The organism is Buchnera aphidicola (Periphyllus testudinaceus) (assembly GCF_964059035.1).
In the GTDB taxonomy this organism is placed as follows: Bacteria; Pseudomonadota; Gammaproteobacteria; order Enterobacterales; family Enterobacteriaceae; genus Buchnera_J; species Buchnera_J aphidicola_BN.
In genome coordinates this window covers 309,524-327,986 of the sequence record NZ_OZ060380.1, presented here as the reverse complement: position 1 = coordinate 327,986, position 18,463 = coordinate 309,524, and the positions used below count along the sequence as shown (strand labels likewise).

General features: G+C 18.8%; 18 protein-coding genes, 5 tRNA genes and 1 pseudogene. 8 read left to right on the top strand and 16 right to left on the bottom strand.

Annotated elements, in window-relative coordinates; all coding sequences use genetic code 11:
* Positions 1 to 24 precede the first annotated feature (24 nt).
* The 3 genes from AB4W45_RS01525 to AB4W45_RS01515 form a co-directional block, all read right to left on the bottom strand.
* On the bottom strand, positions 25 to 966 hold the full coding sequence (locus AB4W45_RS01525; RefSeq protein WP_367671095.1) for a 5'-3' exonuclease H3TH domain-containing protein: 942 nt from the start codon (positions 964 to 966) through the stop codon (positions 25 to 27).
* Between the two features lie 147 nt (positions 967 to 1,113).
* On the bottom strand, positions 1,114 to 2,421 hold the full coding sequence (gene eno, locus AB4W45_RS01520) for a phosphopyruvate hydratase (protein WP_367671094.1): 1,308 nt from the start codon (positions 2,419 to 2,421) through the stop codon (positions 1,114 to 1,116).
* A gap of 164 nt (positions 2,422 to 2,585) precedes the next feature.
* Positions 2,586 to 4,232 (bottom strand): glutamine--tRNA ligase/YqeY domain fusion protein, encoded by a 1,647-nt coding sequence (locus AB4W45_RS01515; RefSeq protein ID WP_367671093.1) that lies wholly within the window; start codon positions 4,230 to 4,232, stop codon positions 2,586 to 2,588.
* A gap of 241 nt (positions 4,233 to 4,473) precedes the next feature.
* Between AB4W45_RS01515 and AB4W45_RS01510 the strand changes: the two genes are divergently transcribed.
* The 4 genes from AB4W45_RS01510 (at position 4,474) to rpiA (ending at position 5,487) form a co-directional block, all read left to right on the top strand.
* Positions 4,474 to 4,547 (top strand) — tRNA-Met (locus tag AB4W45_RS01510).
* 42 nt (positions 4,548 to 4,589) lie between these two features.
* Positions 4,590 to 4,673 (top strand) — tRNA-Leu (locus tag AB4W45_RS01505).
* A 33-nt stretch (positions 4,674 to 4,706) separates the two neighbouring features.
* Positions 4,707 to 4,778: transfer RNA gene (locus AB4W45_RS01500), tRNA-Gln, on the top strand.
* A 37-nt stretch (positions 4,779 to 4,815) separates the two neighbouring features.
* Entirely contained in the window at positions 4,816 to 5,487 is a 672-nt protein-coding gene (rpiA, locus tag AB4W45_RS01495; RefSeq protein ID WP_367671092.1) for a ribose-5-phosphate isomerase RpiA, read from the top strand.
* A 63-nt stretch (positions 5,488 to 5,550) separates the two neighbouring features.
* Here rpiA and AB4W45_RS01490 read toward each other — a convergent pair whose 3' ends face one another.
* From AB4W45_RS01490 to alaS, 5 genes are all read right to left on the bottom strand, one after another.
* A complete protein-coding gene (locus AB4W45_RS01490) occupies positions 5,551 to 6,309 on the bottom strand; it encodes a 16S rRNA (uracil(1498)-N(3))-methyltransferase (protein ID WP_367671091.1) in 759 nt (252 codons plus the stop codon).
* A 124-nt stretch (positions 6,310 to 6,433) separates the two neighbouring features.
* Positions 6,434 to 6,507, bottom strand: a tRNA-Arg gene (locus AB4W45_RS01485).
* A gap of 37 nt (positions 6,508 to 6,544) precedes the next feature.
* Positions 6,545 to 6,632: transfer RNA gene (locus tag AB4W45_RS01480), tRNA-Ser, on the bottom strand.
* 154 nt (positions 6,633 to 6,786) lie between these two features.
* Positions 6,787 to 6,975 (bottom strand): carbon storage regulator CsrA, encoded by a 189-nt coding sequence (csrA, locus tag AB4W45_RS01475; RefSeq protein WP_367671090.1) that lies wholly within the window; start codon positions 6,973 to 6,975, stop codon positions 6,787 to 6,789.
* A gap of 84 nt (positions 6,976 to 7,059) precedes the next feature.
* Positions 7,060 to 9,690 (bottom strand): alanine--tRNA ligase, encoded by a 2,631-nt coding sequence (alaS, locus tag AB4W45_RS01470; protein WP_367671089.1) that lies wholly within the window; start codon positions 9,688 to 9,690, stop codon positions 7,060 to 7,062.
* Positions 9,691 to 9,979: 289 nt separating this feature from the next.
* Between alaS and AB4W45_RS01465 the strand changes: the two genes are divergently transcribed.
* Positions 9,980 to 10,927, top strand: a complete 948-nt coding sequence (locus AB4W45_RS01465; RefSeq protein WP_367671088.1) for an RluA family pseudouridine synthase — start codon at positions 9,980 to 9,982, stop codon at positions 10,925 to 10,927.
* Between the two features lie 29 nt (positions 10,928 to 10,956).
* On the opposite strand, the gene aroQ is transcribed toward AB4W45_RS01465, so the two are convergent.
* Positions 10,957 to 11,403 (bottom strand): type II 3-dehydroquinate dehydratase, encoded by a 447-nt coding sequence (gene aroQ / locus AB4W45_RS01460; RefSeq protein ID WP_367671087.1) that lies wholly within the window; start codon positions 11,401 to 11,403, stop codon positions 10,957 to 10,959.
* Positions 11,404 to 11,587: 184 nt separating this feature from the next.
* On the opposite strand from aroQ, the gene tldD reads away from it, so the two are divergent.
* On the top strand, positions 11,588 to 13,033 hold the full coding sequence (gene tldD / locus AB4W45_RS01455) for a metalloprotease TldD (protein ID WP_367671086.1): 1,446 nt from the start codon (positions 11,588 to 11,590) through the stop codon (positions 13,031 to 13,033).
* Positions 13,034 to 13,152: 119 nt separating this feature from the next.
* Here tldD and rplS read toward each other — a convergent pair whose 3' ends face one another.
* The 7 genes and pseudogenes from rplS to AB4W45_RS01420 form a co-directional block, all read right to left on the bottom strand.
* A complete protein-coding gene (gene rplS, locus AB4W45_RS01450) occupies positions 13,153 to 13,497 on the bottom strand; it encodes a 50S ribosomal protein L19 (protein WP_367671085.1) in 345 nt (114 codons plus the stop codon).
* Positions 13,494 to 14,218 (bottom strand): annotated as a pseudogene (trmD, locus tag AB4W45_RS01445) (tRNA (guanosine(37)-N1)-methyltransferase TrmD). Before trmD ends, rplS begins: the two are co-directional and overlap by 4 nt.
* Before the next feature lie 42 nt (positions 14,219 to 14,260).
* Entirely contained in the window at positions 14,261 to 14,782 is a 522-nt protein-coding gene (rimM, locus tag AB4W45_RS01440; protein ID WP_367671084.1) for a ribosome maturation factor RimM, read from the bottom strand.
* Positions 14,783 to 14,788: 6 nt separating this feature from the next.
* Complete coding sequence (rpsP, locus tag AB4W45_RS01435) at positions 14,789 to 15,028, bottom strand: 30S ribosomal protein S16 (RefSeq protein ID WP_367671083.1); 240 nt, start codon at positions 15,026 to 15,028, stop codon at positions 14,789 to 14,791.
* A gap of 42 nt (positions 15,029 to 15,070) precedes the next feature.
* Positions 15,071 to 16,414, bottom strand: a complete 1,344-nt coding sequence (gene ffh, locus AB4W45_RS01430) for a signal recognition particle protein (protein ID WP_367671082.1) — start codon at positions 16,412 to 16,414, stop codon at positions 15,071 to 15,073.
* An 83-nt stretch (positions 16,415 to 16,497) separates the two neighbouring features.
* Positions 16,498 to 17,040 (bottom strand): prephenate dehydratase domain-containing protein, encoded by a 543-nt coding sequence (locus AB4W45_RS01425; protein ID WP_367671513.1) that lies wholly within the window; start codon positions 17,038 to 17,040, stop codon positions 16,498 to 16,500.
* Positions 17,041 to 17,042: 2 nt separating this feature from the next.
* On the bottom strand, positions 17,043 to 17,333 hold the full coding sequence (locus AB4W45_RS01420) for a chorismate mutase (RefSeq protein ID WP_367671081.1): 291 nt from the start codon (positions 17,331 to 17,333) through the stop codon (positions 17,043 to 17,045).
* 265 nt (positions 17,334 to 17,598) lie between these two features.
* Here AB4W45_RS01420 and rplM point away from each other — a divergent pair, with 265 nt between their 5' ends.
* Positions 17,599 to 18,027: a 50S ribosomal protein L13 gene (rplM, locus tag AB4W45_RS01415; RefSeq protein WP_367671511.1), complete on the top strand. Its 429-nt coding sequence runs from the start codon at positions 17,599 to 17,601 to the stop codon at positions 18,025 to 18,027.
* Between the two features lie 22 nt (positions 18,028 to 18,049).
* A complete protein-coding gene (gene rpsI / locus AB4W45_RS01410; RefSeq protein ID WP_367671080.1) occupies positions 18,050 to 18,442 on the top strand; it encodes a 30S ribosomal protein S9 in 393 nt (130 codons plus the stop codon).
* Positions 18,443 to 18,463: the final 21 nt, after the last annotated feature.

The window sequence follows — 18,463 nt, the reverse complement described above, 5'->3', positions numbered from 1 at the left end:
TTTTATATTTTAAAAAAATTATTTTTAAATTTTTGATTTTATATTTTTATATATATTATTTTTATTTAGTAAATTTTGAAACCAATAAGATTTTTTAAAAGATTTTTTTAGTTTTTTAAAATCGTTTTTTTTAAAGTATTCAAAAATTTTTTTTAAATTTGGTTTTTTTAATTTAAATTTTTTTTTTAATGTTTTCAGTTTAATATTAATTTTTATTTTTGATAAAGAATATGAAAGAAATGCAATTTTTTTATTTTTTTTAAATATGTTTTCAAGTTTTTTTGAATTTCTAATATTTATAAATTTTAATTTTTCTAAGTTATTATAGATTTCTTTTAATGATTTAAAAACTTTTAAAATTTTTTGAGCAGTTTTTATTCCAATTCCAGGTATTCCAGGAATATTATCTGAACGATCTCCAACTATAGCTAAAAAATATTTAATTAATTTAGGGGAAACTCCATATTTTTTTTTAACTTCTTTTTTTCCTATAATTTGTTCATTACTGTTAAGTATTTTTACATTTTTATTAATTAATTGAGTCATATCTTTATCATTAGTTAATATTAGTATTTTTTGTTTCGAATTATTGTTTATTATAGATAAAGTACCTATTATATCATCAGCTTCAAATCCAGGTATTTTTAATATAGGAATTCCAATATGTTTTATAATTTTTGTAATAGTTTTTATTTGTTTTTTTAATTTTTTTGGTATTTTAGGTCGATTAGATTTATAATTTTTATAAATTTTTTTTCTAAAATTAATTTTTGGATGATCAAATACTATAATTATTTTTGTTGGATTATATTCGTTAAAAACTTTTTTTAACATTATTAAAAAACCATATATTGCTCCTACGGATTCACCTTTTTTGTTTTTTAAATTTTTAAAAGCAAAATATGATCTATATAAGTAATTATTTCCATCTACTATAATTAATAATTTTTTTTTATATTTTTTCATAATTTTATTAATAATTTTTTATAATAATGTATTAATTTAAATTTTTTTTAATAAAAATAAAAAAAAAAGAGTTATTTATAAAAAATTTATGTAGTAAAATAGAATATTTTTAATAAATATGTTATTTTACTACTATTTTTTAAATAATTATTTTTTTTTAATTGTTAGTTCTTTAAATCCATAATATGGAGCGTTGGAAGAACCTATTTTTTCTTCTATTCTTATTAATTGATTATATTTTGCAATTCTATCAGTTCTACTTAAGGATCCTGTTTTTATTTGACCTGCAGATGTTCCTACAGCTAAATCAGAAATAGTAACATCTTCAGTTTCACCTGAACGATGAGAAATAATTACGTTATAATTTTCTTTTTTTGCTAATTGTATAGTTTTTATAGTTTCTGTTAATGTTCCAATTTGATTAGGTTTTATTAAAATAGAATTAGCAATTTTTTTTTTAATACCATTTTTTAGAATTTTTCTATTAGTTACAAACAAATCGTCTCCAACTATTTGAATTTTTTTTCCTAAAATATTAGTTTGATTTAAAAAACCTTTCCAATCTGATTCATCTTGCCCATCTTCAATAGATACGATAGGATATTTTTTAGTTAAATTTTTTAAATATTGTGTAAATTCTATTGAATTATAAAATTTTTTTTCTCCTTTTAAATGATATTTTTTAGTTTCTTTATTATATAATTCTGAAGCAGCACAATCTATTGCAAGTGTAATGTCTTTTCCAGCAATATAACCAGATTTTTTAATTGCTTCTAATATTAAAAGAATTGCTTCTTCATTAGAATTTAAATTAGGAGAATATCCACCTTCATCTCCTACAGATGTACTCATATTTTTGTGTTTTAATATTTTTGATAAATTATGAAATATTTCACAACCAATTTGAACTGCATGTTTAAAATTTTTTGCAGATATTGGTTGTATCATAAATTCTTGTATATCAATATTATTATTAGAGTGTTTTCCTCCATTAATAATATTCATCATAGGTAATGGCATAGAATATTTATTTGGAGAATTATTTAAATTAGAAATATGTTGGAATAAAGGAATTTTTTTTGACATTGCTGCTGCTTTAGCATTGGCTAAAGATATTGATAAAATTGTATTTGCTCCTAAAAAAGATTTATTCTCTGTACCATCAAGCTCAATCATTGTTTTATCAATTATTTTCTGATTTATTGAATCTTTTTTTATTAAGTGATTACAAATAAAATTGTTTATTAAATTAACAGATTTTTTAACACCTTCTCCAAAAAATCTATTTTTTTCTTTATCTCTTAGTTCTACAGCTTCTTTAGATCCTTTAGAAGCTCCAGATGGGACTGAGGCTATTCCAATATTTCCGCTTTTAGTATGTACTTCGGTTTCTATTGTAGGTCGTCCTCTCGAATCAATAATTTCTCGACTCCATATTTTTGTAATTTTTGACATGTTTTAAATTTCCTTAAAATTTTTTTAATTTAAAAAAATTAAAATTTTTTAAAATTATTTTTAATAAAATATTTATAAATTTTTTATAGTATTTTTTTAAATAATTTTATTATAGCATTTTTATTATTTTTTATTTTTTTTTATTATTTATAATAATATATTTTTTAATAGTTTTTTTCTTTTAAAGAAACAGTTTCATTAAAAGTTATTTTTTTATTTTTTTTTGTTTTTTGTTTATCAATTATGAAATATCCTGTTCTTTCAAATTGACAGAATTTAAATTTATTTTTATGTATAAAGTTTTTTTCTATAAATCCTTTTTTTATTTGTATTGATTTTTTATTAATATATTTTAAAAAATTTTTCTTAATTTCTGGATTAGGGATAGTAAATATTGGTTTAAATAATTGAAATTTTGCAGGAATTGAATATTTTTTTGAAATCCAATGTATTACTCCTTTTATTTTTCTATCTTTAGGATTTTTACCTAATGTATTTTTATCATATGTACAGAATATTTTTTTTATTTCTCCTTTTTTATTTTTTTCAATTTTTTTTGCTTTAATAACATATGCATGTCGAAGTCTTACTTCTTTATTTATAGATAATCTTCTATATTTTGAGTTAAAATTTTCTTTAAAATCAAATTTATCAATATATATAATTTTATTAAAATAAATTTTATGTGTTCCCATATTTTTTAATGTAGGATGGTTTTGAACTATTATTTTTTCATTGTAGTTTTCAGAGAGATTAGTTATTATTATTTTTATTGGATTAAGAACAGCCATAAATCGTGGAGATGTTAAATTTAAATTGCTTCTTATACAATGTTCTAGTAATGAAATTTCAATTAAATTATTTTTTTTAGAGATTCCAATTTTTTTACAAAAATTTTTAATAGATTGAGGAGTATATCCGCGTCTTTTAAAACCAGATATGGTTGGCATTCTTGGATCGTTCCATCCTTCAACAATGTTATCTTTAACTAAAATTTTTAATTTTCTTTTTGAAAGAACTGTATATTCTAAATTTAATCTAGAAAATTCATATTGTTTAGGATAATAATTAACATTAATATTTTTTAATATCCATTCATATAATTCTTTATTATTTGTAAATTCTAAAGAACATAAAGAATGTGTGATACCTTCAATAAAATCTGAAATACAGTGACTAAAATCATATGTTGGGTATATACACCATTTATTTTTTGTACGATAATGTAAAACATTTTTAATTCTATATAATACTGGATCGCGCATAGTTATATTTGATGATTTCATATTAATTTTTGCACGAAGACATACTTCTCCATCTTTAAACTTTCCTTTTTTCATTTTTTTAAATAAATATAAATTTTCTTTTTTTGAACGATTTCTATAAGGGCTATTTATTCCTTTTTTTGTTAATGTTCCTCTATATTCTTTTATTTCTTTTTTAGATAAATTATCGACATATGCTAATTTTTTTTTAATAAGTTGAATAGCATATTTATATAATTTTGAAAAATATTGAGAAGAATAAAAACTTTTTTTATTCCATTTATAACCCATCCATTTAATATTTTTTTTTATATGTTTAATATAATTTTTTTTTTCTGTAGAAGGATTTGTATCATCAAATCTTAAGTTACATTTTCCATTGTATAGATTTGCAATTTCAAAATTTAAACAAATTGCTTTAGCGTGTCCAATATGAAGAAAACCATTAGGTTCTGGAGGAAATCGAGTACGTATTTTTTTATATTTTTTTTTTTCTAGGTCTTTTTTTATTATTTTTAATATAAAGTTTTTTGTATTATTAAACATTATTTTTCCTTTTTTTTTAAAAAATATGTTTTTTAAAAAATTTTTCTTTATAGAATTTTTATTTTTTCTATGATATAATTTTAAAACTTTAAATTAAAGTAAAAATTTATAAAAATAAAAATTTAAAAATAGTTTATTTTTATATTTTTTAGAAAAAATTTTAAGTGTTTATATTAATATAAAAAAAATTTAAAATTTTTCATTTTTTTTTATTTTGTTTTTTAAATTATTTTAAATTTTTAGCTATGTAGCTCATTTGGTTAGAGCGCAGCACTCATAACGCTGAGGTTATGGGTTCGATTCCCATCATAGCTATAAATTAAATTTTTTAAAAAAATAATATTTAAAAATTTATTCGCGGAAGTGGCGAAATTGGTAGACGCACCAGATTTAGGTTCTGGCGCCTTTTTAGGTTTGCGAGTTCAAATCTCGCCTTCCGTATAATGTTATTTTTATTTTTTTATATTTTTTTTTTGGGGTATAGCCAAGAGGTTAAGGCATCGGTTTTTGATACCGACATCCCTGGTTCGAATCCAGGTACCCCAGATTATTTAATTTATTTAAATAAAGTGGTATTAAATTTATGAAGTTAAAAAAATTAAAAAAAAAAGTAGCTATTGAAGCTTTAAAATTAATTCCTTATCAAGAAATTATTGGGATTGGTACAGGATCTACTATTTCTTATTTTATTAAATATTTAAAAAATATTAAAAACAAAATAAAAGGTGTTGTATCTTCTTCACATCAAACAACAAAAATTTTAAAAAAATATGGAATAAAAATTTTTAAATTAAATGAAATTAATTTTTTATCTTTATATATTGATAGTGCAGATGAAATTAATAAAAATATGGAAATGATAAAAGGTGGAGGAGCTGCTTTAACTAGAGAAAAAATTATAGCTTCTGCGGCTCAAAAATTTATTTGTATTATAGATGAAACAAAACAAGTTAATGTTTTAGGAAAATTTCCATTACCTGTAGAAGTTATACCTATGGCATATAAATTTGTTAAAAAACAATTAAAGAAATTAGGAGGAGAAGTTAAAAAAAGAAAAAATTTAATTACAGATAATCATAATTATATATTAGATATTAGCAATTTATTTATATTAAATCCTAAATATATAGAAAAAAAAATTAATAATATACCTGGAGTAGTTTCAGTAGGTATTTTTTCTCAAAGAAAACCTGACATTTTATTAATTGGAAAAAAAAATAAAATAAAAGTGATTAATCGAAATAAAATAGATTAAAAGTTTATTTTTTTTAGAAAAAAATAAATTTTTATTAAGTATTTTTTTAATAAAATATAAAATTTAATTGAAAATATTTAAATCTCCATATTTATATTGTAAAATAGAAATAGCTGTTAAACATGCTGTTTCAGTTCTTAAAATTCTATTTCCTAAATTCATATGAATAAATTTATTTTTTAAACATAATTTAATTTCTTTTTTTGAAAATCCTTTTTCTGATCCAATTAAAATATTTATTATATTAAAATTTTTTTTTAATGTTTTTATTTTATTTGATATTTTATTTGGAGTGAATATAATTTTTTTTCCAGAATTTAAAGAATTAATCCAATTTTTTAGTTTTTTTGGGTAAAGAATTTTAGTTATTAAATTTCTTTCACATTGTTCACTTGCAGAAATAGATATTTTTTTCCATTTTTTAATTTTTTTTATAATACTATTTTTATTATATTTTAAATAAGAATTTTTACATATTAAAGGGGTTATAGAGTGTACTCCTAGTTCAGAAGATTTTTGTATAATCCATGACATACTTTTGTTTCTAGAAATAGATTGACCTAAATTTATTTTTAAAAAAGATTCATTATCTTTTTTTTTTTTGTTTATAATTCTTACAATAACTTTTTTTTTTTTTAAATTTATTATTTTTGCTGTAAATACATAATTTGTATTATTAAAAATATTTATTTTATCTTTTATTTTAATTCTCATTACTGAAAAAAGATAATGTTTTTTTTCATCTGTAATAGAAATTTCTTTATTAACTTTAATTTCATCATTTATATAAATTCTTGGCATTCTTTTAATATTTTTTTTCATAGTAAAATTTTTATTTTTTTTAATTTATTTATATTTAAAATGTTTTTTATTTAATTATTTTTAATATACAAAAATTTGATATTTTATTTTTATTTTTTATTTATTTTTTTTTAGTATTTTTTAATACATCCGGTAGGATTTGAACCCACGACCTCTCGGTTCGTAGCCGAGTGCTCTATCCAACTGAGCTACGGATGTTTTTTATTTTAAAAATATTTTATAAATTTTAAAAAATTAATGAGAGAGGGATTCGAACCCTCGATGCATATTAAATACATACTCCCTTAGCAGGGGAGCGCCTTAAACCACTCGGCCATCTCACTTTAAATATTTTATCTTAAAAAAACTTTTTATTTTACTATTTTTATAGTATACTTTTTTGTTTTTAAAAGTCAATTTTATATTTTTTTTTTTGTTTTTTAATTGTTTCATAAAATATATTAAGATTTTAAAAAATTAATAAAAAATTTTTTTATATTATGTTGTATTTTTATTGATTTTTTTTTCAGCTTGTATTTTTTGATATATTTCTTCTCTATGAACAGATATTTTTTTTGGAGCATTTACTCCTATTCTAACTTGATTTCCTTTTACTCCTAACACTGTTATTGTAATTTCATCTCCTATAACTAGTGTTTCTCCTACTCTTCTTGTTAAAATTAGCATTTTTTTTCCTTAAAAAGATTTTTTTATATAGTTCCGTATAATTTTTTAGGTACTGCAAAAAATTTTCATAAAATTTATAATAATTTAACTATTTTGAATGATATTAAAAATAATTTTTTTTATTTGATTTATTTTTTTTTTATCAAGTTTATAAAAACTTCCAACTCCTTCTGCAATATTTTTGTTACCTCCGCCTTTTCCATTAATTTTTTTTAAAATTAATAAAAGTAATTTGTTTGCTTGTATAATAGAAGTTAAATTTTTGCTAATTTTTATAGTAAAAATAATTTTTTTATTAATATTAATTAAAACTATAATAATAGATTGAAATTTTTTTTGTAATTCGTCAATTATTTTTTTAATATATGAATTTTTTTCTTTATTTAATATTTTAAAAATAATATTTTTATTTTTTATAATTATATTTTTTTTAGATATTTTTTTTGCTTTTAAATAAATATATTTTTTTATAATTTTTTTATTTTCTGTAGTTATTTCTTTTTTTTCTTTAACAATTTTTTTAATTTGGTTAATTAAATTTGAATTTTTATAATTTATTATTTTATTAATTTTTTCAATAATTTTTTCTTTTTTTTGAATATATGAAAATGCTTTTTTATATGTGACTGCTGTAATTCTTTTAACTCCAAATGAAATACTTTTTGTAGAAATAATTTTAAAAATTAAAATTTTTCCAGTTCTATTTACATGTGTTCCATTACATAATTCTGAAGAAAATGGATTGATAGATATTACTCTAACATTTTTTTTATATATTTTATTAGATAAAAAAATAATTTTTTTTTTTTGAGATTTTTTGAATGTTGTAGTAAATTTTTTAATTTTTATATTTTTTCGAATAAATTTGTTGACAAGATTTTCTATTTTATTTATTTTAATAAAATTTAAATTTTTAAAATAAGTAAAATCAAATCTTATTTTATATGGTTTTATTAAAGAACCTTTTTGTGTTATATCTTTACCTAAAATTATTTTTAATGCAGAATTTAATAAATGAACAGATGTATGATTTTTTTCTATTAATTTTCTTTTTTTAATATTTATTTTTGAAATTACGATATCATTTTTTTTAATTTTTCCAGAAATTACTTCTCCATAATGAATAATTAAATTTCCATATTTTTTAGTTTTATTTACTTTAAAAATTCCATTTTTAGATTTTATAATTCCAACATCTCCAATTTGTCCTCCAGATTCTGGATAAAATGGAGTTTTATCAAGAATTATTTTTCCTTTATTTAATTTATAAATTTTTTTTATTGATTTATATTTTTTATAAATTTTTTTTACAATACTATAACATTGATTAAAATTATGACCTATAAATTTAGTTTTTTTTTTAATATTTATAAATATTTTTTTATTTTTATAAATTTCTTGAGTTTTTGAAAATTTATTTCTTTTTTTTATTTTATTTTTTAAAGTTTTAATATCAATTTTTATCTTTTTTTCTTTACAAAAATCTTTAGTTAAATCTATTGGAAATCCTAGTGTATCATATAAATAAAATACAAAATTTCCGTCTAATTTTTTATTTTTTAAATTTTTTGATTCATATTTTAATAATTTTAATCCATAATTTAAAGTTTTAGAAAATTTTAATTCTTCAATTTTTAAAATTTTTTCTATTTTTTTTTTATTATTACTTAATATTTTTCCTGAACTTCCCATGTTTGTTATTAAAGTAGGAACTAATTTATAAAAAAAACATTCTTTTATTCCAAGCGCGCGACCATGTCTAATTGCTCTTCGAATAATTTTTCTTAAAATATATCCTCTATGTTCGTTTGAAGGTAATACGTTATTTGAAATTAAGAATGCGCTAGAACGAATATGATCGGAAATAACTTGTAGAGATTTTTTATTTTTATTTTTTATTTTATTATTTTTTATAATAGATTGTATTATATTCTTAAAAATATCAATATCATAATTAGATCTTACATTTTGCAAAACTGAAGAAATTCTTTCTAATCCCATTCCTGTGTCTACAGAAGGTGTATGTAATCTTTCAAATATTCCATTTGGAAGTTTGTTATATTGTATAAAAACTATATTCCATATTTCTAAATATCTTTGTTCACATATCTTTTTAGATTTAATAGAGTTATTTTTAAATTTTTTTCCATAATCGTAAAAAATTTCTGTACATGGTCCGCATGGTCCATATTTTCCCATTTTCCAAAAATTGTCTGATTTATTTTTAATGTTATTTATATTTTTTATTTTAATAACTTTTTTTTTTGATAAACCAATAATTTTTCTCCAAATTTTATATGATTCTTCATCATTTTTATATACTGTAACTAACAATTTATTTTCATCTATGTTAAACCATTTTTTTGAAGTTAATAATTCCCATGCATATAAAATAGCTTTTTTTTTAAAATAAGATCCAAAGCTAAAATTTCCTAACATTTCAAAAAATGTATGATGTCTTGATGTATATCCTACGTTTTCTAAATCATTATGTTTACCACCGGTTCTAAGGCAATTTTGTATACTAGAAATTTTTTTATAGATTGGTTTTTCATATCCTAAAAAAATATTTTTAAATTGATTCATTCCTGCATTAGTAAATAAAATAGATGGATCATTTTCTATTATTAATGAACTTCCAGGATATATTATATGATCTTTTTTTAAAAAGAAATTTAAAAATTTTTTACGTATATATTCAGTTGTATAATTCATATTAATCCATATATTATTTTTTATAATTTTAAATATTTCAGCAAATAATTATATTATATATTTTTATATTATTTTTTAATTTTTTCATTATTTATATATTATTATAAATATGAAATAGATGTACGTTATAATATATTTTTTTAAAAAAATTTAAATTTTTTTATATCTTTTGTTAAAGATAAAAAAAATAAATATTTTTTTATTTTTTATAGTTGTATTTTAATTATATAAATATTTTTTTTAAAATTAAAAAATATAAATGTTTTTTAAAAAAAAAGGATATATTATTATGAATAATACCGTATTTTTAAAAAAAATAATTTCTAAAAAAAAATTTAATAAGTGCAGGGTAGATAAAGTTTTATCTAAATTATTTCCAAAATATTCAAGAAGTAATTTTAAAAAAAGTATATTAAAAAATTATCTTTATGTAAATAATTCTATTGTTAATTCTCCAAATTTTAAAATTAAAAAAGGTGATTTTTTAAATATTAAATTAAAAATAGAAAAAAAGTGCATTTTTCCAGAAGATATTTTTTTAGATATTATATATGAAGATAAATATTTATTAGTAATAAATAAACCTTCTTCTTTAGTTGTACATCCAGGAATTAAAAATTTTAAAGGAACATTATTAAATGGTTTAATTTATCACTTTAAAAATATTAAAAAATTACCAAGAGCTGGAATTATACATAGATTAGATAAAGATACAACAGGATTAATTATTGTAGCAAAAACTGTTTCTTCATATTGTTTATTAAAAAAAATGATGAAATTAAGAAAAATTATTAGAAAATATAAAGCGCTTGTATTAGGAAAAGTGTTATATGGAGGATTTGTAAATTCTCCTATTCAAAGAAATAAAAATAGACGTACATGTATGACTATAAATTGTTTAGGTAAGAAATCTGTTACACATTATAAAGTTAAAAAAAAATTTAAAAATTCAACATTTTTAAAATTACGTTTAGAAACTGGACGAACTCATCAAATTAGAGTGCATATGCTTTCTATTAATCATCCTATAGTTGGAGATAAAAAATATAAATGTAATTTAAACAATTTTTTTAAATTAAAAAAAAACAATAATTCGTTTAAATTAATTAAAAATTTTAATCGTCAAGCATTGCATGCATATAAAATAATTTTTATTCATCCAATTACAAAAAAAAAAATAATTTTAAAATCAAAACTTCCTAAAGATATGAATAATTTAATTTCAAATTTAAAATAATTAAAAAATAATATTAAATTTTTAAAAATTTATTTATTATTTAATCTAAAAATAGCTGTTTTTAATGCCCATTTATAACCATCTAAACCTAAACCACAAATTACTCCATTAGAAATATCTGATAACCATGAGTGAGATCGAAAATTTTCACGAGAATAAATATTTGATATATGTACTTCAATAAATGGAATATTTACTGCTAAAAAAGCATCTCTTAAAGCAATACTTGTATGTGTAAAAGCAGCAGGATTAATAATAATATAATCTATATTATTTTTTGAGTTATGTATTTTATCAATTAAAATATGTTCAGCATTTGATTGTAAATGAGTGAGATTTACGAATAATTTTTTACTATATTTTATTAATTTTTTTAATAAATGTGATAATGTGACTTTTCCATAAATTTTTTTTTCTCTGGTACCTAAAAGATTTAAATTAGGTCCATTTAAAAGTAAAATATTTTTTTTTTTCATATTTAATATTTTTTATTTTTCATAGCGTTTATAAAATTATATTATACAATATAAGAAAAAAGATTCAATATATAATAAAAATTTAATTTTTTTTAGATTAAATTTAAAAATTTTTTAAAAAAAAAATAATTTTTTAAAAAATTTAAATTGTTTTTTAAAATGTTTTTTTTGATAGAGAGTATATATGTTTAATATAGTAAAGAATAAAATTTTAACTTCAAACAATATTAGTGTAAATGAAATTTTTTCAATATTATCAGATATTTCTAAAAAAAAAATAGATTATTCTGATATTTATTTTCAGTCTAAAATGAATGAATCTTGGATTTTAGAAGATAAGATTATTAAAAATGGTTTTTATAGTTTTAATGAAGGGATTGGTTTACGTATTATTAAAGATGAAATGACTGGTTTTTCTTATACAGATCAAATTAATTTATTAGGTTTAAAAAAACTTTGTAAATCTATGAATAAAATATTTAATAAAAGTTCTTCTCATAAAAATAAAAATTTTATAAAAAATAATTATAAATCTTTTTATGACTTAGAAAATCCCTTAGATACTTTTAGTAATAAAGAAAAAATAGATATATTACATCAAGTAAATAATTTTGCAAAAAATTATGATTCTAGAATATCTAAAGTTAGTGCTTGTTTATCTGGTTCTTATGAATATGTTTTAGTTGCTTCTACTGATGGTGTTTTATCTGCAGATATTCGACCATTAGTTTCTTTAAGAGTTAGTGTATTATCAGAGGATCAAGGAAAACGAGAAATTGGTTCAAATAGTGGAGGGATTCGAGGAACATATAATTATTTTTTTGAAGAAAATAAAAATAAAGTATCTTATTTAAGAAAATTGTCAGAAGAAGCAGCTAGGATTTCTATTCTAAATTTATCTTCTAAACAAGCTCCATCTGGAATGTTTCCTGTAGTTTTAGGGTCAGGATTTCCTGGGGTTTTGTTACATGAAGCTGTAGGACATGGATTAGAAGGTGATTTTAATAGAAAAAATTTATCTGTTTATAGTAATAAAATAAATAAAAAAATTGCATCTAATTTATGTACTGTAGTAGATGATGGTACTAAAAAAAATTTTAGAGGATCGATATCTATTGATGATGAAGGAACTCCTGGACAATATAATATTTTAATAAAAAAAGGAATTTTAAAAAAATATTTACAGGATAAATTTAATGCAAAATTAACTAATACTATTTCTACTGGAAATGGTAGAAGAGAATCTTATGCTTCTCTTCCTATGCCTAGAATGACAAATACTTACATGTTACCTGGAAAATCAACAGTAGAAGAAATTTTAGATAGTATAGAATATGGAATATATGCTGTTAACTTTACTGGAGGTCAAGTAGATATTACTTCTGGAGAATTTGTTTTTTCTACTTCTGAAGCTTATTTAATTAAAAATGGGAAAATTATATATCCTATTAAAGATGTAACTTTAATTGGATCTGGAAAAGAAATTATGAATAAAATTTCTATGGTAGGAAATGATTTATTTATAGAAAATGGAACTGGAACATGTGTTAAAAATGGTCAAGAAGTTCCAGTTTGTGTAGGGCAACCAACAATAAAGATAGATAAATTGACTGTTGGAGGAACAAAATAATTTTTTATGTATTTTTATATAAAAAAATAATTTCATAATAATATATGCAGTCACACTTGATGTTATGACTGCTTTTTTATAAAAAAATTTGTAATATTTAAATAAAAATATATTTTTTATTAAATTTTTTCTTTAATTCTTGCAGATTTTCCAAATCTTTTACGTAAATAATATAATTTTGATTTTCTTACATTTCCTTTTCTTTTTATAAAAATGTTTTCAATATTACAAGAGTGAGTTTGAAATACTCTTTCTACTCCTTCTCCATTAGAAATTTTTCTTACACAAAAAGAAGATTGTAAAAATCTATTTTTAATGGCTATAACTACACCTTCAAATGATTGTAAACGTTTTTTTTTTCCTTCAATAACCCAAACTTGGACTTCTATTGTATCTCCGGAATTAAATTTTGGTATATTTGATTTTATTTGTTTTTGTTCTATTTTTTGTATAATATTATTCATAATTTTTCTTTTTTTTTTAAAGTTTTTTTATATTTTTTTTGTATTTTATTAAGAATTTTTTTTTCTTTATTATTTAAATATTTTTTTTTTAATAAATTAGGTTTTTTAAAAAAAGTGTTTTTAATGGATTCTTTTAATCTCCATAATTTAATTTTTTTATGATGTCCTGATAAAAGAATTTTAGGAACTTTCATATTTTCTACTATTTTTGGTCGGGTATAATGAGGATAATCTAATAACATATTAGAAAAAGAATCTTGATGTTGAGATTTTTTTTTTTTTATTACACCTGGAAGAAATCTGCATATTCCATCTATTAATACCATAGCAGCTAATTCTCCTCCAGTTAATATGTAATCTCCAATAGATATTTCTTCATCAACATATTTTTTTATAAATCTTTGATCAATTCCTTGATACCTTCCACAAATTAATATAATAAATTTTTTTTTAGCTAATTTTTTTAATTTTGAATTAGATATTTTTTTTCCTTGAGGGGATAAATAAATTATTTTATATTTATTATTTTTTTGTGCTTTTACTATAGCCTTTTTTAAAGGATAAAAATTCATTATCATTCCAGGACCTCCTCCATAAGGTCTATCATCTACACTTTTGTTTTTTTTATCACTAAAATATCTAATATTTAAAAAACTTAATTTTATTATTTTTTTTTTATGGATTTTGAAAGAATTCCATAATTTATAATTGAATGAAACATTTCAGGAAATATTGTTAGTATTTTAAAATTTATCAAAAAATTTTATCCTTTCCAGTTAACTATAATTTTTTTTTTATTTAAACATATTTTTTTAATAACTTTATGTTCTATAAATGGAATTAATGTTTCTAAAATTTTATTTTTTTCATTTTTTAAAGAAATTTTTAAGATATCATTTGAAGGAGTACATATTATTTCTCTTACTTTACCTAAAAATTTTTTATTTATATTAAAAACTTTAGAATTAATAATTTCATGCCAATAATATTCGTTTTTTACTTTTTTTAATTGTTTGGAATAAATAAATATTTCTTTATTTTTTAAAATATTTGCATCGTTTCTATTATTTTTATTTTTTATTTTTATTAAAAAATAATTTTTATAATTTTTCCAGTATTTTATTTTTAGATTTTTTATTTTTTTTTTATTTTTATATAATAATGGTTTATATTGAAAAATTTTTTCTTTTTTTTCAGTAAACGAAAACATTTTCATCCAACCTAATATTCCATATAAATTAAATATTTTTCCTATTATTATTATTTTATTTTTTTTTAAATTCATGAATTATTACTTATTTTTTTTTATTAGACTTTGTATTCTGTTTGAAATTTTTGCTCCTACAGAAGTCCAATATTTTACTTTATCAATATTTATTGAAAAAGATTTTTCTTTTTTATGATATATTGGATTAAAAAATCCGATTTTTTCAATAAATTTACCATTTCTTGCTGATCTACTATCAGTTACAACAATTTTATAAAACGGTTTTTTTTTAGATCCATGTCTAGAAAGTCGTATTTTTACCATTTTAAATTTTTCCTTGATATTTTATTTTAATTTAATTTTTTTTTATAAAATCATATTTTTTATATTTTGTAGAAGTTTTATAATTCCTACATTTTTTATTTTTTTCATCATTTTTTTCATTAATTTAAATTGTTTTAATAATGTATTAACATCTTGAATATTTGTTCCAGATCCTAAAGAAATTCTTTTTTTTCTTGAATATTTTATTATTTGAGGATTTTTTTTTTCTTGTACTGTCATAGATTTAATTATTGAATCTATTTTAATAAATATTGAATCGTTCATTTGAAATAAAATACTTTTTTGAAGATTATTATTTAAAGGTATTTTATTTAAAATTTTTTTTATTCCTCCTATTTTTTTCATTTGATAAATTTGTTTTAAAAAATCATTTAAATCAAATGTTTTACCTTGTTTTATTTTTTTGTTTAAATTATTTAAATATTTTTTATCAATATTTTTTTCTATTTTTTTTATTAATGAAAAAGAATTTTTCATTCCAAGAATTTGAGAAGCAATTTTTTTTGAATTAAATTTTTTTATATCATCAAATTTTTCTCCATTTCCAAGAAATGTAATGGGAATATTTGTAATATATTTAATTGATAATACAACTCCGCATCGGGTATTAGAATCTATTTTTGTTAAGAAAATTGATGTAATAGGAATTAATTTTTTAAATTTTTTAATAATATTTATTGAGTCTTGACCTATCATAGAATCAATTACAAATATTGTTTCTAAAGGATTTATTGAAATATGAATATTTTTAATTTCTTTCATTAATTTTTTATCAATATGCATTCTTCCTGCAGTATCTATAAATAAAACGTCATATTTTTTTATTTTAGCATAATCTATTGCTTGATGCGCTATATCAATTGGTTTTTGTGTATTGTTAGATTTAAAAAAATCTATTTTTATTTGAGAAGATATAATTTTTAATTGTTTAATCGCTGCTGTTCTATAAATATCTGTAGATACTACTAAAATTTTTTTTTTATAGTTATTTTTAAATAATTTAGAAAGTTTTCCTATACTAGTTGTTTTTCCTGATCCTTGAATTCCTATTATTAAAAAAATTGATAATTTATTTGGAATAAATTTTATTTTATAATTATTATTTCCAATTATTAAAATTAGTTCTTTTTGTACTATTTTTATAAATTCTTGACCTGGTGTTAAGTGTTTATTAATAGTATGTCCAATGCATTTTTTTTTAATTTTTTTTATAAATTTTTTAATAACTAATAAAGACACATCAGCTTCTAATAAAGCTATTCTTATTTCTCTTAAGGTTTGTTTAATATTGTCTTCAGTGATTCTTCCTTTATTAGATATTTTTTTTATAATTGTAGAAAAACATTTAGTTAAATTTTTAAACATTTTTTTTACTCAAAATTATTTTAAATAGAATTTATTTTTTTATGTAAATTTTTTTAAAATGAATAATTTTATTAATATATTTTTTATTTTTTAAATAATACATAAAATAATGTTTTATTATAAATATTATTAGATATGTTTTTTTTAATTATATATAAGTTATATAAAGAACTACATTTTTTATTTCCTATTGCTGCAATATTATTTCTTTTATTTTTAGAAACAATTTCCATTGCTTGAGAAGAGCTTTTTGTATATTTAATTTTCCAAAATGGATAATTTTTAATAAATAATTGACATTGTTTGATAGGTTGAGCATGACTATATATTATATTGATATTTTTTAATGATATTTTTTTTTTTGAAACTAAACAGTGTTTAATAGCAATTTTTATTTTTTCTAAAATATATATTTTATTTTTTTTAATTATATTATTTGTTTCTTTTATTATTCCAGAAATTTTATTTTTTATAGGTAAAATTGCATAAACATTTTTTTTATTTATTTTTTTTATAACTTCTTTAAAAGTTTTGCATGGTACTTCATGTAAGATTTTACATTTTTTTTTTGAATATTTTAAAGCCGCTAAATATGAATATGATCCTTTAGGTCCTAAAAAAGCTATTTTTATTTTTTTTTTTTTTCTATTTTTTTTTGTATTTTTCTAGAGTTTTTAATAATAATTTTAAAAATTTTAATTAGATATTTTTTTTTTAAATTATATTTTTTACTGTAATTAATTATTTTTTCAAAAATTTTTTTTTCTCTTTTAGTATCTTTTATTGGATAATTGATATTTATTTTTTCTTTAATGATTTTTTCAGAAATTAAATTTCTTTTATTTAAAAGGATTATAATTGATTTATTTATTTTATTTATTTTTTTTCTTAAAATTAACATTTTTTTTGTTATTTTCATTTTTTATTCCTTGTATTTTTAATTTTATTTAATAATTTTTAAAAATAAATTATTACAAAATAATAAGATTGTAATGTATTATACATGATATATTTATTTTTTATGTTTTTCATAGAGTATATTTTTTTATTTAAAGTAAAAAATTTTTATTGATATAATGAATTTTTAATTTTATTTTTTAAAAAATTTTATGAAAAATTTTTTAAAGTTTTTTTTTGAAAAATTTTATAAAATCAAAAATTATTAAACAGGTATAAATATGAATATAAAAAGTTTTTCAGTTTCTTCAAAAAATATAGTTAAAAATTGGTATTATATTGATGCTACAGGAAAGATATTAGGTCGTTTATCTAGTGTTATATCTCATTATTTAAGAGGAAAACATAAAGAAATATATACTCCACATATTGATGTTGGAGATTATATTATTGTACTTAATGCATCAAAAATTTCTGTAACAGGAAAAAAAATTAAACAAAAATTATATCATTGGCATACTGGACATATTGGTGGTTTAAAAACGATTAAATTTTCAGAAATGATTAAAAAAAATCCAGAAAAAATTATAGAAAAATCTGTTTATGGTATGCTTCCTAAAGGTCCGTTAGGAAGAAAAATATTTAAGAAATTAAAAGTTTATCGTGGTTCTGTACATAATCATTATTCACAAAAACCTATCTTACTTACAATTTAAAATTAGGATGTAAATATAAAAAATGACTATAGTTCAAAATTATGGAACAGGTCGAAGAAAATCTTCTTCTGCTCGTGTTTTTTTAAAAAACGGAAATGGAAAAATATTTATTAACAAAATTAAATTAGAAAAATATTTCAGTCGTAAAACAGCTTGTATGATTATTAAACAACCTTTACAATTAATAAATATGGATTCAAAATTTGATTTTTATATTACTGTTAAAGGTGGAGGAATATCTGGACAAGCAGGGGCAATTAGACAAGGAATTACAAGAGCTTTAATAAAATATGATAATACCTTATTAAAAGAATTAAGAAAATCTGGTTTTGTAACTAGAGACTCTCGTCAAGTAGAACGAAAAAAAGTTGGTTTTAGAAAGTCTAGACGTAAGCCGCAATTTTCAAAACGATAATTTTTAAAATATATATACAAG

What these genes read in the sequence shown, in the direction of transcription:
- AB4W45_RS01525 (WP_367671095.1), bottom strand. Translation starts at nt 966, where the DNA reads ATGAAAAAATATAAAAAAAAATTATTAATTATAGTAGATGGAAATAAT.
- eno (WP_367671094.1), bottom strand. Translation starts at nt 2,421, where the DNA reads ATGTCAAAAATTACAAAAATATGGAGTCGAGAAATTATTGATTCGAGA.
- AB4W45_RS01515 (WP_367671093.1), bottom strand. Translation starts at nt 4,232, where the DNA reads ATGTTTAATAATACAAAAAACTTTATATTAAAAATAATAAAAAAAGAC.
- rpiA (WP_367671092.1), top strand. Translation starts at nt 4,816, where the DNA reads ATGAAGTTAAAAAAATTAAAAAAAAAAGTAGCTATTGAAGCTTTAAAA.
- AB4W45_RS01490 (WP_367671091.1), bottom strand. Translation starts at nt 6,309, where the DNA reads ATGAAAAAAAATATTAAAAGAATGCCAAGAATTTATATAAATGATGAA.
- csrA (WP_367671090.1), bottom strand. Translation starts at nt 6,975, where the DNA reads ATGCTAATTTTAACAAGAAGAGTAGGAGAAACACTAGTTATAGGAGAT.
- alaS (WP_367671089.1), bottom strand. Translation starts at nt 9,690, where the DNA reads ATGAATTATACAACTGAATATATACGTAAAAAATTTTTAAATTTCTTT.
- AB4W45_RS01465 (WP_367671088.1), top strand. Translation starts at nt 9,980, where the DNA reads ATGAATAATACCGTATTTTTAAAAAAAATAATTTCTAAAAAAAAATTT.
- aroQ (WP_367671087.1), bottom strand. Translation starts at nt 11,403, where the DNA reads ATGAAAAAAAAAAATATTTTACTTTTAAATGGACCTAATTTAAATCTT.
- tldD (WP_367671086.1), top strand. Translation starts at nt 11,588, where the DNA reads ATGTTTAATATAGTAAAGAATAAAATTTTAACTTCAAACAATATTAGT.
- rplS (WP_367671085.1), bottom strand. Translation starts at nt 13,497, where the DNA reads ATGAATAATATTATACAAAAAATAGAACAAAAACAAATAAAATCAAAT.
- rimM (WP_367671084.1), bottom strand. Translation starts at nt 14,782, where the DNA reads ATGAATTTAAAAAAAAATAAAATAATAATAATAGGAAAAATATTTAAT.
- rpsP (WP_367671083.1), bottom strand. Translation starts at nt 15,028, where the DNA reads ATGGTAAAAATACGACTTTCTAGACATGGATCTAAAAAAAAACCGTTT.
- ffh (WP_367671082.1), bottom strand. Translation starts at nt 16,414, where the DNA reads ATGTTTAAAAATTTAACTAAATGTTTTTCTACAATTATAAAAAAAATA.
- AB4W45_RS01420 (WP_367671081.1), bottom strand. Translation starts at nt 17,333, where the DNA reads ATGAAAATAACAAAAAAAATGTTAATTTTAAGAAAAAAAATAAATAAA.
- rpsI (WP_367671080.1), top strand. Translation starts at nt 18,050, where the DNA reads ATGACTATAGTTCAAAATTATGGAACAGGTCGAAGAAAATCTTCTTCT.